Origin of the sequence: Tolypothrix sp. PCC 7712, assembly GCF_025860405.1 — a bacterium.
GTDB classification, from domain to species: Bacteria; Cyanobacteriota; Cyanobacteriia; order Cyanobacteriales; family Nostocaceae; genus Aulosira; species Aulosira diplosiphon.
On record NZ_CP063785.1, the window covers coordinates 2009457 to 2025858 of the forward strand.

Sequence of the window (16402 nt, forward strand, 5' to 3'; positions counted from 1 at the left end):
CCGCCACAGAATACAACCGTCATATTTTACATTTTTATTAGGGCAGATCGCTTTTTGTTTTAGATTCTTGGTTAGGAACAGAACTAATTTTAGATTCGGATGTAATGACACTAATGCTACCGTCGGCTTCCATATAAGCTAACTTGACATCAGTCAAAAATTCTACACTTTGTTGGCGTAACTTACTCATTAACTCGTCCTCTGTAATCAGTTCTCGTTCTAAATGCCGATGAATAATCCGACCATTTTTTACCAATAACAGTGGAGGGGGATTGAGAAAACGCTGAAACTCCGGAAGTTTGTAACCTAACCAGTTAAGTAAGTAGCTCCAAAAAATTACTGTTCCTACTAGGATAGCGCCCTCAGTAATAGACGTGTAATTACTGGCCATAGCATTTTGAGCAGCTTCCGCAAATAACACAACTACGAGTAAATCAGTAATTCCTAGAGTTCCCATTTGTCGGCTGGGAAGCAAGCGTAACACTGAGAATAATGCCAGGTAGACTAATGAGCCACGGATAATTAATTCCAAAATACTAATGCTTGGAACAAAGATTGCTTGCCAATCAACAAAAAAGAATTTTTCCATGATTGCTAATTTTCTTATAGTTTGATAGATGCAATACACTTGCGGGGCATTCAAAATTCAATATTAATTACCCTACAGGTTTGTATTAAAGCTGCGATTATGCTTGCCTCTAATAGGCGTGCCAACCTAAGTATTAAAGGATTTCACGTTTTTGCTAGTTACCTTATCTTTTGTAATATCAATAATAATTTTGAATATATTTATTAATGGTTTTACCAAAAATATCATTTACAAAATAAAAAATCTATCACTAGGTTTTAATAAGAAATACGATAAGAATCATATTTGATTTTTTTAAATTATTACAGTTTCGTTTCTTCTTCTCTGCTCGCTATTCCCTGTTATCTTACTACACAAATAATTTCATAAATCAAAGGGGATTCCTATATTATTATTGATAATTGATTGTCAGCGCTTGACTTAATATACAGTAATTCTAGATAGGTCATGAACCAAAAATTATAATAACGAAGTGTGTTAGAAGAGGCGATCGCAGGGAAGGATATTGCTGACACCTACACTAGCTAGACTTCAGCTAGCCATGCATAGGCTCTTGTAGACAGTAAACGCATGAGGTAGAGGGTAGTAGAAGTGTCAAGGTTTAGGAACACAAACATTCTCCTGAAAGCTTTTTATTTAATATCTTCGATGTAGTATATAAAAGCTTATCTATGCATAAACTGTAGCCTTTTAGTGAAAAGATAAGAATCTTTTTAATTGCAGATTACTTGTGTTAATAGAAGCCATTGGCGTGAGATTCTAGATAAAGTCAACACGTCACAGGAGTTTAAACAGACATGGAACAAAATCGGAAGTCAACGGTTGTGATTACGGGTGCTTCTTCCGGGGTTGGGTTATACACTGCAAAAGCGATGGCTAACAAAGGCTGGCACGTCGTGATGGCTTGTCGAAATTTAGCTAAGGCGGAAGAAGCTGCTCAATCGGTAGGAATACCTAGGGACAGCCACACCATTTTGCATCTCGACCTAGGTTCCTTGGACAGCGTCCGACAGTTTGTGAGCAACTTTAGGGCTACTGGCAAAACTCTAGACGCTTTGTTGTGCAATGCGGCAATTTATATGCCCCTCATCAAAGAACCGTTGTGGAGTCCCGAAGGTTATGAATTGACAATGACTACTAATCATCTTGGTCATTTTCTGCTGTGTAACCTCATGCTTGAGGATATGAAAAATTCACCATACCGCGATCGCAGATTGGTGATTTTGGGAACAGTAACACACAACCCTGACGAATTGGGTGGAAAAATTCCCCCACGTCCCGACTTAGGAAATCTGGAAGGCTTTTCAGCTGGGTTTAAAGCGCCAATCACAATGATTGACGGTAAGAAATTTGAACCCGTGAAAGCTTACAAAGACAGTAAAGTTTGCAACGTGTTAACCATGCGGGAACTGCATCGCCGTTATCACGAGTCAACTGGTATTACCTTCAGTTCTTTATATCCAGGATGTGTGGCAGAAACTCCACTGTTCCGTAACCATTACCCCTTGTTCCAAAAAATCTTCCCATTGTTCCAGAAGTACATTACTGGGGGATATGTATCTCAGGACTTGTCTGGGGAACGGGTAGCGGCGGTACTAGCCGATCCCGAATACAAGCAATCCGGTGCTTACTGGAGTTGGGGAAATCGTCAAAAGAAAGACGGTAAATCATTTGTACAAAGAGTTTCTCCCCAAGCCCGCGATGATGAAAAAGCAGAACGCCTGTGGGATTTAAGTGAGAAGTTAGTGGGATTAGCTTAATTACCCAGTCAGTAGTTCTGCAAAATTAAATTCATGCAGATAGGGAACAGGGGGGAGAAAAAAATAGCATTTAATAATTTTGTTTATTTACTTATTGGGCATGGGGCATAGGGCATAGGGCATGGTTGATTTAATAAGAATTTCTCTATTTGTATCCCTGCCCCCTGCTCCTTGTCCTCCTGCCCCTCTGCCTCACGAAAGGGGTTGTAGCAATTGAGCAACAGCTTGCACCAGTATCTCTGGTTGCACAGGTTTGGAGATATGCAGCTGAAATCCAGCGACTAGGGCTTGTTGTTGATTCATTTCTCCGGCGTAAGCAGTAAGCGCGATCGCGGGAATGGTTCCTCCTTGTTCTGGTGACCATTCTCTAATTTGCCGAATCAGGGAATAACCATCCATTTCTGGCATACCAATGTCGCACAGTAGTAAATCGGGGATAGACTGCTTTAACAGCGTCAAGGCTTGTAGTGCAGAAGCGGCGGTTGTTACTTGTGCCCCCGATTGTGTAAGGATAAATTCTGCTAAATCCCGCATATCTGCATCATCATCGACAACCAAGATGTTAATACCTGTGAGGTCGGTGAAACTTTCGGATGCACCATCATCATGAGATAGCTGCGGCTCGACAATATTTAACGGTAGTAGCACTGTGAATGTTGCGCCTAAATTCTGTCCGGGGCTGCTGGCTTGAACAGTACCACCATGCAGTTCGGTAAAATGGCGGACGATCGCTAATCCTAATCCTAGCCCACCAAATTGTCTTGTGGTTGTGCCATCTTCTTGGCGGAAATATTCAAATACAAAGGGTAAAAACTCGGTTTTGATGCCAATTCCTGTGTCTTTAACTTGAATTTGGGCATACATTCCCACTTGGTCTAGTTTTAATTCAATTTTTCCGCCGGCTGGGGTGAATTTCACCGCATTAGAAACCAAATTCCAGACAATTTGTTGTAGACGATTGGCATCGCCTGTAACGGTGTCTGCGACTGGGTTAATTGTGGTTTGAATTTCAATGCTTTTGGCTTGGGCTGCCAGTTGTACTGTTTCTAGGGCGGCTGTGATGGTGCTAGCTAAATTAACTGGCGCAACGTTTAAGGTCATTTTTCCTTGGAGGATGCGGGAGACATCCAACAAATCCTCAATTAATTGCGCTTGTAATTTAGCGTTGCGTTCGATGGTTTCTAAAGCTTGGTCAGCTTTTTTGCTATCTAGCCGCTGACTGCGGAGAATTCTTGTCCAGCCAAGAATGGGATTAAGGGGCGATCGCAATTCGTGGGAAAGTACAGCTAAAAATTCGTCTTTAATGCGGTTGGCGGCTTCGGCTTTGGCGCGATCGCTTTGCGCTAATTGATATAACTGAGCATTATCGATGGCTAGAGAAGCACGACGCGCTAATTCTTCTGCTAATTCTAAATCGCTTTGCGTATAGCGTCGCCCAGATTCGGCACTAACAAAAGAAATTACGCCTAAAATTCGAGCTTGGGTGCGTAATGGCACTGTCATTACCGATTTGAACCCGATCGAGCGCAGAATTTCTAAATGTTCTGAGTCATGGGCTGCTTGGACAATTAATTCATCGGGAATATTTGGCAAGATATCAGATTGTCCAGTTCGTAAAGTCAAGGCAGCACCACGAGGCCCATCTGAATCAAAAGGATATTTACTGCTAAGTTGCTGCGCCCATGCTAATTTTGCGGGGTCGCTGTGAGCTACGGCAATCTGCTCAATGGCACCATCTGCTGCAACGATGTGGACTGTACACCAATCTGCCAACTCGGGTGTTGCTAGCTGTGCTACTTGCTCTAAGGTGGTTTGATAATCGAGGGAAGAAGCTAAAACTGCACTGGCTTCTGCGAGAAATCTTTGGGCACGCTCTAAGCGGACTTGCTCTGTAACATCGATAACATAAGCTAGAACATCTTCTACCTGACCCTGTGAGTTGATTATGGGCAGATAGTAAAGATTGTAGTAACCGGGGGAGCGATCGCTACGGCTGGGAGCATTAACAGCAAAATTGTTGGCAACAAAGGGTTTGCCTGTTGTGTAAATTTCTGAGAAAAGTGTAACTATATTGGGATCTATTTCACCAAAAAGTTCAGTAACCGAACGCCCTAAGTGTTGTCCACGGGGTAAGCCGTTGATTTGGGCTAATGCTTCGTTGATGGCAACAAATCGTTGTTCAGCATCTAACAGTGCCATACCTACTGGAGCAGTATCAAAAATAGTTTCTAATTGGCGCTGAATCGCTTCAGCTTGAGTACGGGCAATGCGTTCTCGTGCTAGCAATTGTTCTCGTTCTTGTTCAGCTTGCTTGCGTTCTGTAATGTCAATGAGAACGCCAATCATCTGTATTGGTTGCCCTTGGGCGTTGTATAAAAATCTGCCCCTAGCTTCTGTCCAATGAATAGAGCCATTTTCCCACAGCGTGCGGTATTCATGATGATATTCAGTTTTATTGAGCATAGCTTGTTGCAGCGCTAATTCTGTGTGCCCTAAGTCCTCTGGGTGAACGCTGTTAGCCCAAAGTTCATAGCTGGGTGGGTACTCATTTGCTTGGAGTCCCATGATGTTGTAATGACTATCTGACCAGGTGAGGGTATTGATTTGCAAATCCCAGTCCCAGGTGCCCATACGTCCCACCATTAATGCTAATTGTAGGCGAGTTTTGCTATGTCGCAGTTCTTCTTCTGCCCGCGATCGCTCTACCGCTAGCCAGGTTTTTTGGGCAATTCGCTCCATGACTATGACATCGTCTTCTGTCCATTGGCGGGGGGTGACATGGTGTAAAACAAATAGGGCGACAAATCTTCCTTCCTTCACCAAGGGTACGCACAGAAAAGATTTGGTTTGGATGGCATCAAAAGCTGCATTCCCAGATCCAGCAGTCCGGGGATCTGTATCGACATTATTCACAAAGATGGTTTTGCCCTGTTTGAGTTCAGTAACAATTTCTACACCAAAGGAATTCATGTAGTGACTACCAGCGATGCTGATCACCCCATTGCAATAGTCGCGATCAATAATTACGTATTCTTGGGTAGCATCAATCTCACCGTAGGTACAACGGCTAACTTGGAAATGTTGCCCCGTAGTGCGAACTACTTCCCACATAATTTCTTTGGAGTCTTGAATGGCGCGAATCGTGTCATTCAATTCAATTAAGAATTGCTGCTGTTTTTCCTTGTGCTGCAACTCTTGTAGCAATTGTTCAATTTGTTGCCTTGCGCGTACTTGGGCTGTAACTTCAATTCCATGCAGCAACACCCCCTGAATTCTCCCTTCCGCATCCCGTAAAGCTGGAAAGACGCAGTTAAAGAATGCTTCTTCTAAGACACCATCACCGTTGTTATCCCAATAAACAGGTGACTCATCTTCAATGAAAGGTTCGCCAGTTTGGTAAACCCGATCAAGCTGTGCAAAATAAATCTGTCCTTCTGTTTCCGGCAAAACTTCCCGAACTGATTTACCGATAATATCCGGAGTGCGTCCAGTCAGTTGCAAATAGGTGGGATTAGCAAATTCAAATATATGTTCTGAACCACCCACGATCGCAATCATCGCTGGTAACTGCATGAGGATTTCATACAGACGTTTGCGCTCGGTTTCTGCTTCTAACCTGGAAGCTTGTTCTCTCTCAAACAAGCGATCGCGTTCGGCTTCAATTTGTTTGTGTTCTGTGATATCAACTGAAACACCAGTCATTCTGACTCTTTGCCCAGTTGCATTGAGATAAACTCGTCCTTGGCTTTTGAGCCAGTGCATCACACCATTGGGAGCAACTACTCGATAGTCTTGGTTATAGTCAAATTCTCCCGCGATCGCTCTTTGCACCGATTCTATTACCTGCTGGCGATCGTCTGGATGAATCAGATCAAAAAATTCGGCTGCTGTCCCTACTTGAATTCCCCAAACTGAGAGCGCATTAAAAGAACAAATGACTTGATTGGTGATTAAATCCATGTCCCAAGCCACCATTTGCGCTGAAGACAAAGCTAGCTGTAACCTTTCTTCCGTCTGCCACAAATTTTCTTCAATTTGCTTGCGTTGTGTGACATCTTGAAAGATCACAACAGCAGCAACTATTTGATTTTGCTGATTGAGAATAGGAGCAGAATTGACATTAATTAAAATTTGGCTGCCATCACTGTAATGCAAAGAGATTTCTTCATTAGCAATTACTTCACCCATGAGGAGCGATCGCATTAGTGGATAATCGTTAGCCCCGTAGCGTCTGCCATTACCGTTAAAGCCGATAAAAGGAGTAATAGATTCATATTGCTCAATTTCTAGCGATGGTTCGTAAGTATACCCAAGAATTTGCTTTGCTTGGTCGTTAGACAAAGCCAACTTCCCTGCAGCATCTGCTATGATTACCCCGGCTGGCATTTGCCGTAAAACTGCTTCCAATCGGCTGCGTTCAATTTCTAATTCGTTCAGCAACCTTTCACGCTCGGTTTCAGCTTGTTTGCGCTCTGTGATATCACGAAAATACACTGCCAAACCATGATCTGAAGGATAGGCATTCACTTCTATCCAACACTGAAGAGGCTCCCCAAATTCCTCCCATGAAATAGGGATTCGTTCTCTCATAGCTCTTTGTAGGTTTTGGTAAGCTATGCTACCTACAAGGCTAGGAAAGATTTCTGTCCAAACGTTCTTGCCAATCAATTCTGCTGGGGTTATGTGCAGAATTTTCACTGCTGCTCTATTTACGTAGCTATAGCACCAATTTTTATCAAATGCGACAAAGGCATCTGTAATACTTTCGAGGATGAGAGTCACTGAGCGCTCAGTAGCTTGGGGATCGGGAGCATTAGCTAGTTGATTTTCCAGCTCTTGCTGCTGACGTTGCAAAAGTGCGATCGCTTCTTGCTGCTCAACAATCTTGGCTTCCAACACAGCTTTCTCTGTAGAGCAGGGATTCTGCCCAAAACTGCGAGCCACTTGTTCAATTACTTCCGAGCGAGAAATTCCTTGCTTGTGAGCCTCTTCATCCAGCGATCGCCAAGCCGTACTGGTAAGAGATATGCTAAATCGTTGTTTCTTTTCTGAATCCCAATTACTAACAAACTTACCAGTAATATCGCGCTTCATGAATTATTAATCCGTATGCATACACGGTTTCTTATATTGAATCTGACTAATACCTTCATCAGGATCTCCCTTCAGACTGAGGTTTGATTGTCAAAAGTCAAGAGTCAAGAGTCAAGAGTCAAAAGTCAAAAGTCAAGAGTTAAAATTTAAAGCTGTTTCGATATTAGGCAATTGACGCTGAACAGCTTTTGATATGGTGAAGCTAGACAGTCAATGTGATAAATCGCACAAAAATGGCTTAACAATCTCTCTTCCCAGTCAACAGTCAACAGTCAGCAGTCAACACTCTTGAGAAGATGAACCAAGGAGAATATTGGAAAGTCCAGCATCGGTTTGTAGAAATGCGCTCAGATTGGCTAACTGTGATTGGCGAACATCTGCAAGACGATCGCGGACAAATTTTGGAATACTGGCGCGTAGAAAAAGCCGACTCTGTAGTCATTTTACCGATTCAATCCCATCAAATTATTCTGCCACCCCCAAGTTACAGACCAGGATTAGGTAAACTCACTTTCGATTTTCCTGGTGGACGTTTACCCCCTGGAAAATCCCCTGATGTTGCAGTATCAGCTATTCTGCAAAGAGAACTAGGAGTTGAAGCTACAGCCATCAGCCAACTCATAGCTTTAAATAGTGAAGGTTGGCCTGTGAATAGTTCTTTCTCTAATCAAAAACTTTACGGCTTTGTCGCCCATCTTGAACCTACTCCCCCAATTAAGGCTGATTATCTAGGCGCAACCTATCCCGCAACTTCCGCAGGTGTACATGATTTACTCCAAAGTCTCATCTGTCTTCAATGTCGTGCTGTGCTAATGCAGTGGTGGTTAGAGTTAGGGACTTCCAAGTAAATAACTATTCTATTACTTTTGAACTTTTGAGCTTTAAAGGTGCAACTTTCCAATTCAAAACCGCAATTTTCCGATTCAAAACCGCAATTTTCCGATTCAAAACCGCAACTTTCCGATTCAAAACCGCAACTTTCCGATTCAAAACCGCAACTTTCCGATTCAAAACCTCAACGTTCAGCTTCCAAACCTCAATCCCCAGCCTCAAAACCTCAACGTTCAGCTTCCAAACCTCAATCCCCAGCCTTAAAACCTCAACGTTCAGCTTCCAAACCTCAATCCCCAGCCTTAAAACCTCAACTTCCAGCTTCCAAACCTCAATCCCCAATCCCCATTACCCCTTATCCCCAGAGGGGGCCCCGAGTTCCCCAATCCCCAATCCTCAATCCCCAATCCCCAATCCCCAGTCCCCAATCCCCAGTCCCCAGTCCCCAGTCCCCAATCCCCAATCCCCAATCCCCAGTCCCCAATCCCCATCCCCAATCCCCAATCCCCAATACAATTTAAAATAAACGCGATCGCATCCACATCACAGACAATGCAAATTACCAACAGTCTTCATACCGCCATTCTCGTTACTGACTTAGAACGCTCGGAATTCTTTTATGGCAAAGTATTAGGACTAGCTAAAATTGATCGCTCTTTGAAATACCCTGGAGCATGGTATCAAGTCGGTAACTACCAAATTCACTTGATCGCCGCGCCATCTTCCCCCACAGATAACCAAAACGAAAAATGGGGACGCAACCCCCATGTGGCTTTTTCTGTCGCAGACTTAGAAATCGCCAAACAAGAATTACTCACTCACAATTACCCTATCCAAGCCAGCGCCTCTGGTCGTCCTGCTGTATTCACCCAAGATCCCGACGGAAATATTATCGAGTTGAGTCAGCAGTGAGGGAATGGGGAGATGAGGAGGATGAGGGAGATGAGGGAGATGAGGAGGATGAGGGAGATGAGGGAGATGAGGAGGATGAGGGAGATGAGGGAGATGAGGAAGCGGGGGACAAATGACAAATGACTAATGACTAATGACTAATGACTAATGACTAATGACTAATGACAAATGACTAATGACAAATGAAAATCATCGCCTACAGCTACACCGATCCTTTGTTAGAAAACCCTCCTGATATTGATAGTTGGGGATGGGAAGTGGATCGGGTTTATTATGATTTGGTAGGGCGAGATTCCTTTGGAAACGCTGCGCGAGCGCAATTACAAGAGTTAATCAAAGATTGTCAAACTCAACCTGGAAGTTATCTGCTGATTCGGCGTTTGGAAGAGTTGGGTGATACTGTTAAGGAAGTAAGCGATCGCCTCAATGAACTCGAAGCTATGGGGGTTGTGGTGATCGCTATTGAACAACCTTACACTTCCGAAAATGGTAATCTCCGCGCTCAATTGTTGACATTGTTACAGGAAATTCAACGTCAGCAACGTAGCCGTCGTATCCGCCAAGGACACGCTCGTAAGCGTTTGGATACTGCGCCTCCACCAGGAAAGCCTCCCTACGGTTACAAAAAAAGTAAGGATAAATACACGATTGATAGAAGCACTTCTCCAGTTGTTAAGGATTTTTTTGAACAATTTTTGCTCTATGGTTCTTTGCGGGGTGCAGTTCGCTATTTAGCTAAAAAATACGGTAAGAAAATCTCGGTAACTACAGGGAAACGCTGGTTAACTAATCCGGTTTATCGAGGGAATACAGCTTACCAAGATGGCGAAATTATCTCTAATACCCACGTTCCCGTTATTTCCCCAGAAGAAGCAGCTCAAATTGATCGGCTTTTACGTCGTAACAGTCGTTTACCATCTCGCACAGCTAGCGCGCCACGTTCTTTAGCAGGGTTGGTGATTTGCGGTGAATGTCAATCTCACATGACTGTGACTCGGGTTACCCAACGTCGCCAAAGTAAAGAGTATCTTTATTTACGTCCAATTAGCTGTCCTAAAAATCCTAAGTGTAAAGCTTTGGCTTATGATGCAGTTTTAGACAAGACGATTACCAAGGTTTGCCAAGAATTACCCCAAGCTGTAGCCGGGTTAAACTTTCCCCAGTTGGATGCCATTAAAAATAGTTTAGGAGATGCGATCGCTCGTCAACAAGAAATACTTACCCAGTTACCTGCTTTAGTAGAAACTGGAGTATTAGATACAGAAACAGCAAAGTTACGCGCCTACAAACTCCGCACCGAAATCTCTGCATTCCAAGCCAAACTAGCTACTCTTCCACCAGTAAACTTACGTTCAGTAGCTCAAGCTGTTTCCATTCCGCAATTTTGGTACGATTTATCGGAATCAGAACGCAGATTTTATTTACGAGAATTTATTAGCAGCATTGAACTGATTCGTCAAGAGTCAGAATGGACTTTGCAAATCATTCTGATTTTTTAAATATGAGATGTAAATTATGAATTATGAATTTAACTCTCAACGTAGTTTAAAACTTAATATACAGCATTATTCAGAGGTAGAAATTGGCTGGTTTTGAGGCAGGAGGCAGAGGACAGTAGGCAGGAGGTAAAAGAGGAATTTTGATATTTATACCAATTTAAATAATGTTTGCGACAAATAAAGTCTTTGTAGGGGCACGGCATCCACAATCTTTTGGTATCTCAAATTATCTTACTGGTGCCGTGCCCCTAACAACCCATCTGTCCCGTTCTTTTTTCAAAATGGTATTAATTCTCTGGTTGTGTACCTCACTAGTTTGCAAACTGCTGTATAAAATTCCTATTTAATTTGTGAAATATAAAGTACATTTGTACATCCTTCCTTCTTCCAAAGAGGATTTTTTTTACTTAACCCTTATTGGTTTAAAACCTTAAAAAATGCTGTTTTGGCGCTAGCATCTTCTCCAATTTAATAGAGTTGTAACCCTGACCAATTACCAATTACCAATTACCAACCTCGCCATTTACCTTTAATAGCAACAACCTACTTATCATGAATGACATTTTGACTTTGTAATTAACTTAGCTATTTGCGAGTCTTGGAAATTACAAGTCATCGGAGTTTAATTGACGCGCTTCCGTATCCAGTTACCTGATGAAACATTGTGGCTGGGATTAATTGAGAAATTACATCAATAAAAGGTGTAACCGCCATCAATATATATCACAGCTAAACAGGCTTTTAAGACAAAAATCCTTATATTTACTCAATGATATTAAAGGCAGTTAAGTCTGATATCACAGTATTAATTATATCTTTTAAGCAAAGAATATTTTAGAGAAATTCAACTTTCAAAAACTTAGGTGTTTTTGTCACAAAAAAAAATTCCGATTCTGATAAATTTGAGTTAATTTGGAATCTAGCAATTACCAAACACACAGTTGATTACCAGGTGGCAACATTAGAGATTCGCTCTAATCTCTATGTAATCAAACCAGCAAACAAGATGATTATCATAGAATATGCAAGAAAGAAGCTTTATTTGGGGTCATCTAGGACAACGGTACCGCACAGTTGAAACATTAATTGATGGGGTATGGATAATTGTCCTGCTGATAGCAGCAGTACTACTGTTTAGCATCAATCTTGGTGGCGCACCGCTACGAGATTGGGATGAAGGTACAGTGGCACAGATTGCGCGTGAAATAGTGCGTTCCCCAGCGGATTCTTTAAGTTGGCTTTACCCAAAGCTGGGAGGTGTACCTTATCCGCATAAGCCGCCTTTGATGCATTTGCTAGTTGCTTGGGCTTACCAACTAGGAGGCATTAATGAATGGACTACCCGCTTACCTGGAGCAATTTTAACAGCTTGTTCCGTACCTTTACTGTATTGTATTGGTCGAGAAGCCTTTCGCCAACGCTGGGCAGCAATTTATAGCGCCTTGATTTACCTGACAATGCTTCCTGTGGTGCGTCATGGTCGATTGGCAATGATTGATGGCGCGGTGGTAAGTTTTTTAATGGTGATGATCTGGTGCTTGTTGCGATCGCGCCGAGATTTGCGTTACTGTCTGGGTGTGGGTTTGGCTTTTGGCTTAATTTGCCTAACTCAAGGGATATATGGTGTATTGTTAGGTGCGATCGCCATTGTCTTTTTATATTGGGATACCCCCCGGTTACTCACTTGCTACTATCTGTGGATTGCCATTTTTTTAGGTATTTTACCTGTACTGGGTTGGTACGCTGCTCAACTATGGCACTATGGTCATACTTTCCTGCAAATGGCTTTTATCAATCCAGCCATTAACAAACTAGGAACAGGTGCGGCGGGTAATTCCAGAACATCTTGGTACTATCTTAAAGAAGTTTTGCTGTATGCTTGGCCTTGGCTGCTGTTTTTACCGCACAGTTTGCGTTTAGCCTGGGAAAATCGCAATCTTAGCTGGGCAAGACTTGTATTAGTGTGGAGTAGCGTTTATTTAGCAATTATTGCTTGCATGGGCAGTAAAATTCTCTGGTATTTATTCCCCATTTACCCCAGTTTAGCTTTAGCTTTGGGTGTACAACTCGCGGAAACTGAGAATTTACCATTGCTCTCATCCTATCCCCGTTCGTGGATAGCGGGCTTATCTATACTTGCATTAGCGGCTTCTGCAGGAAGCATTTTTTTTAGTTCTGGTGCAAACCCAAAAACAGATTTACAGGTAATTCTTGCCGCAGTTGCTTTAACAATGACTTTAGCAGCGATTTACGCAGAGCGTGGTGACGGACAATTTCTTAAAATTTTGTTTTGGGGAAGTTATGTTTCATTGCTGCTGTTGATGAAATCTAACTACTGGGTTTGGGAATTAAGCGATGCATATCCCGTCAAACCAGTAGCTAGCATGATAGTAAGAGCCAATCCAGCAGTCAAACAGATTTACACATCCTTTCCTTACAATCGTCCTTCCTTAGATTTTTATAGCGATCGCACAATTATTCCTGCAAGTATAGGGGAATTGCAATACTACTGGCGCTACAACGGACAACCCTATTTTTTGCTGAATGCATCTGCTTTTAAAAGTATCCACCTCGATTCCATAAAGCTGATTGATGAAGCTGAAGGCTGGAAACTGATTACTAAAGATACCAATCGCTTATAAGCATTCTCTGCGATCGCTCTCTAAAATCGTTAAAATATTAAGTAAGGTAAAGACATTTATGAGAAATCAACATCAAAATCAATGGGATTATTTGGATTTGGCAAGAAAACAGTAATACCTACCCGCGAGGAAGCTTTACCAGGAAGAGCAGCAACAATGCCGGTACCTGCTCATCATTATGTTAATGGTAATCCTCTCAAGCCACCTTTTGCCGATGGATTAGAAACAGCTTTATTTGGTTTAGGCTGTTTTTGGGGTGCAGAACGTAAATTCTGGCAGCTTAAAGGAGTTTACACCACAGCCGTTGGCTATGCGGCTGGATTCACACCCAACCCTACTTACCAAGAAGTATGTACCGGATTGACTGGTCATAACGAGGTAGTATTGGTTGTGTTTGACCCCAAAGTCATTAGTTATGGTGAACTGCTGAAAGTTTTTTGGGAAAGCCACAACCCTACCCAAGGGATGCGCCAAGGTAATGATGTTGGGACTCAATATCGTTCTGGAATTTACGTCTATTCGGAAACCCAAAAGCAGCTAGCAGAAGCATCACGCGACGCATATCAGCAAGCGCTCAAAGATGCAGGCTACGGCAAAATTACCACAGAAATTTTAGATGCGCCTGAATTCTACTACGCCGAAGAATACCATCAGCAGTACCTGGCTAAAAACCCCAATGGCTATTGCGGCTTAGGCGGGACAAATGTTTCTTGTCCTGTAGGAATTGCTGAATCACAACTGAGCAGTTAATTAGAGTGTTCCAAAAAATAAACGATCCAAAACCTGTCATTGCGAGCGAAACGGAGTGTAGCGTTCGCGTAGCGTCTCGCAGAGAAGCAATCTCAGCCCTTGCGATTGCTTCATTCCGCTTCGCTCCATTCGCAATGACAATTGAGCATTTTTTTACTTGGAGTACTCTTATTAAATCAGCGTAGTGGATTGACAAGACTAAAATAGTGCATGAAAAAAACTCTTGTGGGATGGGTGTCTCACCCGTCCGGGGCGGACAAGATGTCCACCCCACAATAAAAATTATTGCAACATTTTAGCCTTGCCACGCCAGTAGGATGCGTTACGCCAGCGTAACGCATCCTATTTAATCGGATAGATCATCAAAGTTTCCTGAAATTTGCCGGAAATTTAGGCTTTCAATTTTTATTTTTACAGATTAAATTCAGATAGAGTGTTGTAGGCGCACCAGGTTTTCACCAAAGTGTAGCGCTGAATAGCACACCCTACAGATTTAAGATTTAGTTTATAAATTAATTCGCAGAACTTAGGACTCAAGATGACTGAAGTCACAGCGCCTCGTTCCGACACCTTCATTCAAGAACGCTTACCGACCATACATTATCAGGTGGCAATGCCTCAACCAGAAACACATCTGTTTGAGGTAACTTTACATCTTGTTAACTATACATCACCAATTTTGGATCTCAAACTCCCAGTATGGACACCTGGCTCCTATTTGGTGCGAGAATACGCTAAAAATTTACAAGATTTTGCTGCTTTTGCTAACGATCAACCTTTACCTTGGTGGAAAAAAAGTAAAAATCATTGGCAAATAGATAAAAGTAATGTTTCTGAATTAACTATTCGTTACCGCATTTTTGCGAATGAGCTATCGGTAAGAACCAATCACTTAGATATCACTCACGGCTATTTTAATGGTGCTGCACTGTTTTTTAGATTACCAGGTTGGGATCAGCAACCAATCCGCGTCACCATTGTACCGCCATACCCAGAATGGCAGGTAACGAGTCCTTTACCTGCGGATGCTGAAGCCAGTAATACTTTTTATGCTGCTGATTTTGACACCTTAGTTGATAGTCCTTTTGAAATTGGTAGCCATCAAGTATATCAATTTATAGCCTTAGGAAAACCTCATGAATTAGCTATCTGGGGACAAGGAAATTTAGAACCAGAGCGAGCCATTGCTGATATCCAAAAAATCATTCAAGTAGAAGCAGATATATTTGGTGGTTTGCCATATCAAAGATATGTGTTTCTATTACATTTATTTCACCAAGCCTATGGAGGTTTAGAGCATAAAAATAGTTGCTCTTTAATCTATCAACGTTTTGGATTTCGCGCTCAAGACAAATATGAGCGGTTTATGCAATTGGTAGCACATGAATTTTTTCACTTGTGGAATGTCAAGCGCATTCGTCCCAAAGCTTTAGAGGTTTTTGATTACGATCAAGAAAACTATACGCCATCACTATGGTTCTGTGAAGGAACTACGAGTCATTATGATTTGCTAATTCCACTGTGGGCAGGAATTTATGATAGTAAATCATATTTAAACCATTTGAGTAAGGAAATTACTCGATTTCTGACTACTCCAGGAAGGAAAATACAACCGCTTTCGGAATCAAGTTTTGATGCTTGGATTAAACTTTATCGTCCAGATGCTAATAGTGGTAATTCACAAATCTCTTATTATTTGAAAGGGGCAATGGTTACCCTTTTATTAGATTTGTTAATTCGTGCTAAACATCGTAATCAACGTTCCCTTGATGATATAATGCGGCAAATGTGGCAACAATTTGGCCAAGCAGAAATTGGCTTTACTCCAGAACAGTTGCAAAGTGTAATTGAATCGGTAGCCGATATAGATTTAGGAGATTTCTTTAAACGGTATCTTGATGGGACAGAAGAGTTACCTTTTAACGAGTATTTAGAACCATTTGGTTTAAAATTAGCGGCAGAGCCAGAAGAAGAACCTTATTTAGGTATCAAGGTAAATAGTGAAAATGGCAAAGAGATAATTAAGTTTGTGGAGGCTGGTTCCCCAGCACAAAAAGCAGGAATCGATCCAGGTGATGAGCTACTAGCGATTAATGGTATTAAAGTAACAGCAAATAATTTAAGCGATCGCCTCAAAGATTTCCAAGCTCAAGATACCATTCAGGTGGCAGTTTTCCACCAAGACCTACTCCGTTCTGTTAATGTCACTTTAGCCGAGCCACGTCCTATCCGCTATCAGGTGATTTCCATACATAATCCCGATTCTGTTCAGCAAGAGAATTTGGCTGGATGGTTAGGGGTTAGGGTATAGGGATTGGGGAACTC

10 protein-coding genes are annotated in these 16402 nt (G+C 42.2%); 7 read left to right on the forward strand and 3 right to left on the reverse strand.

Annotated features, from left to right (window positions below; genetic code table 11):
* Positions 1–37 precede the first annotated feature (37 nt).
* Positions 38–589, reverse strand: coding sequence for a DUF421 domain-containing protein (locus HGR01_RS08140; protein ID WP_045869585.1), 552 nt, complete (start codon positions 587–589; stop codon positions 38–40).
* A gap of 797 nt (positions 590–1386) precedes the next feature.
* Here HGR01_RS08140 and HGR01_RS08145 point away from each other — a divergent pair.
* Positions 1387–2349 (forward strand): protochlorophyllide reductase, encoded by a 963-nt coding sequence (locus HGR01_RS08145; RefSeq protein ID WP_045869584.1) that lies wholly within the window; start codon positions 1387–1389, stop codon positions 2347–2349.
* Between the two features lie 192 nt (positions 2350–2541).
* Here HGR01_RS08145 and HGR01_RS08150 read toward each other — a convergent pair whose 3' ends face one another.
* On the reverse strand, positions 2542–7443 hold the full coding sequence (locus HGR01_RS08150) for a PAS domain-containing protein (protein WP_045869583.1): 4902 nt from the start codon (positions 7441–7443) through the stop codon (positions 2542–2544).
* A 296-nt stretch (positions 7444–7739) separates the two neighbouring features.
* On the opposite strand from HGR01_RS08150, the gene HGR01_RS08155 reads away from it, so the two are divergent.
* Positions 7740–8291 carry an NUDIX hydrolase gene (locus HGR01_RS08155; protein WP_045869582.1) on the forward strand — a complete coding sequence of 184 codons (552 nt, stop codon included), beginning with the start codon at positions 7740–7742 and terminating at the stop codon, positions 8289–8291.
* A gap of 4 nt (positions 8292–8295) precedes the next feature.
* Here the strand turns inward: HGR01_RS08155 and HGR01_RS08160 are convergent, their stop codons facing one another.
* Positions 8296–8616 carry a hypothetical protein gene (locus HGR01_RS08160; RefSeq protein WP_071989374.1) on the reverse strand — a complete coding sequence of 107 codons (321 nt, stop codon included), beginning with the start codon at positions 8614–8616 and terminating at the stop codon, positions 8296–8298.
* 210 nt (positions 8617–8826) lie between these two features.
* Here HGR01_RS08160 and HGR01_RS08165 point away from each other — a divergent pair, with 210 nt between their 5' ends.
* The 5 genes from HGR01_RS08165 to HGR01_RS08185 all read left to right on the forward strand — a co-directional run bounded on the left by HGR01_RS08165 (position 8827) and on the right by HGR01_RS08185 (position 16388).
* Entirely contained in the window at positions 8827–9186 is a 360-nt protein-coding gene (locus HGR01_RS08165; protein WP_045869581.1) for a VOC family protein, read from the forward strand.
* A 182-nt stretch (positions 9187–9368) separates the two neighbouring features.
* Entirely contained in the window at positions 9369–10685 is a 1317-nt protein-coding gene (locus HGR01_RS08170; protein ID WP_045869580.1) for a recombinase family protein, read from the forward strand.
* Positions 10686–11707: 1022 nt separating this feature from the next.
* A complete protein-coding gene (locus HGR01_RS08175; RefSeq protein ID WP_045869579.1) occupies positions 11708–13327 on the forward strand; it encodes an ArnT family glycosyltransferase in 1620 nt (539 codons plus the stop codon).
* Between the two features lie 81 nt (positions 13328–13408).
* Positions 13409–14077, forward strand: a complete 669-nt coding sequence (gene msrA / locus HGR01_RS08180; RefSeq protein ID WP_045869578.1) for a peptide-methionine (S)-S-oxide reductase MsrA — start codon at positions 13409–13411, stop codon at positions 14075–14077.
* Between the two features lie 538 nt (positions 14078–14615).
* Complete coding sequence (locus HGR01_RS08185) at positions 14616–16388, forward strand: M61 family metallopeptidase (protein ID WP_045869577.1); 1773 nt, start codon at positions 14616–14618, stop codon at positions 16386–16388.
* The last annotated feature ends 14 nt before the right edge of the window (positions 16389–16402 follow it).

Bases quoted from the DNA above. Each gene is read 5' to 3' on its own strand.
- HGR01_RS08140 (WP_045869585.1), bottom strand. From the start codon at position 589: ATGGAAAAATTCTTTTTTGTTGATTGGCAAGCAATCTTTGTTCCAAGC.
- HGR01_RS08145 (WP_045869584.1), top strand. From the start codon at position 1,387: ATGGAACAAAATCGGAAGTCAACGGTTGTGATTACGGGTGCTTCTTCC.
- HGR01_RS08150 (WP_045869583.1), bottom strand. From the start codon at position 7,443: ATGAAGCGCGATATTACTGGTAAGTTTGTTAGTAATTGGGATTCAGAA.
- HGR01_RS08155 (WP_045869582.1), top strand. From the start codon at position 7,740: ATGAACCAAGGAGAATATTGGAAAGTCCAGCATCGGTTTGTAGAAATG.
- HGR01_RS08165 (WP_045869581.1), top strand. From the start codon at position 8,827: ATGCAAATTACCAACAGTCTTCATACCGCCATTCTCGTTACTGACTTA.
- HGR01_RS08170 (WP_045869580.1), top strand. From the start codon at position 9,369: ATGAAAATCATCGCCTACAGCTACACCGATCCTTTGTTAGAAAACCCT.
- HGR01_RS08175 (WP_045869579.1), top strand. From the start codon at position 11,708: ATGCAAGAAAGAAGCTTTATTTGGGGTCATCTAGGACAACGGTACCGC.
- msrA (WP_045869578.1), top strand. From the start codon at position 13,409: ATGGGATTATTTGGATTTGGCAAGAAAACAGTAATACCTACCCGCGAG.
- HGR01_RS08185 (WP_045869577.1), top strand. From the start codon at position 14,616: ATGACTGAAGTCACAGCGCCTCGTTCCGACACCTTCATTCAAGAACGC.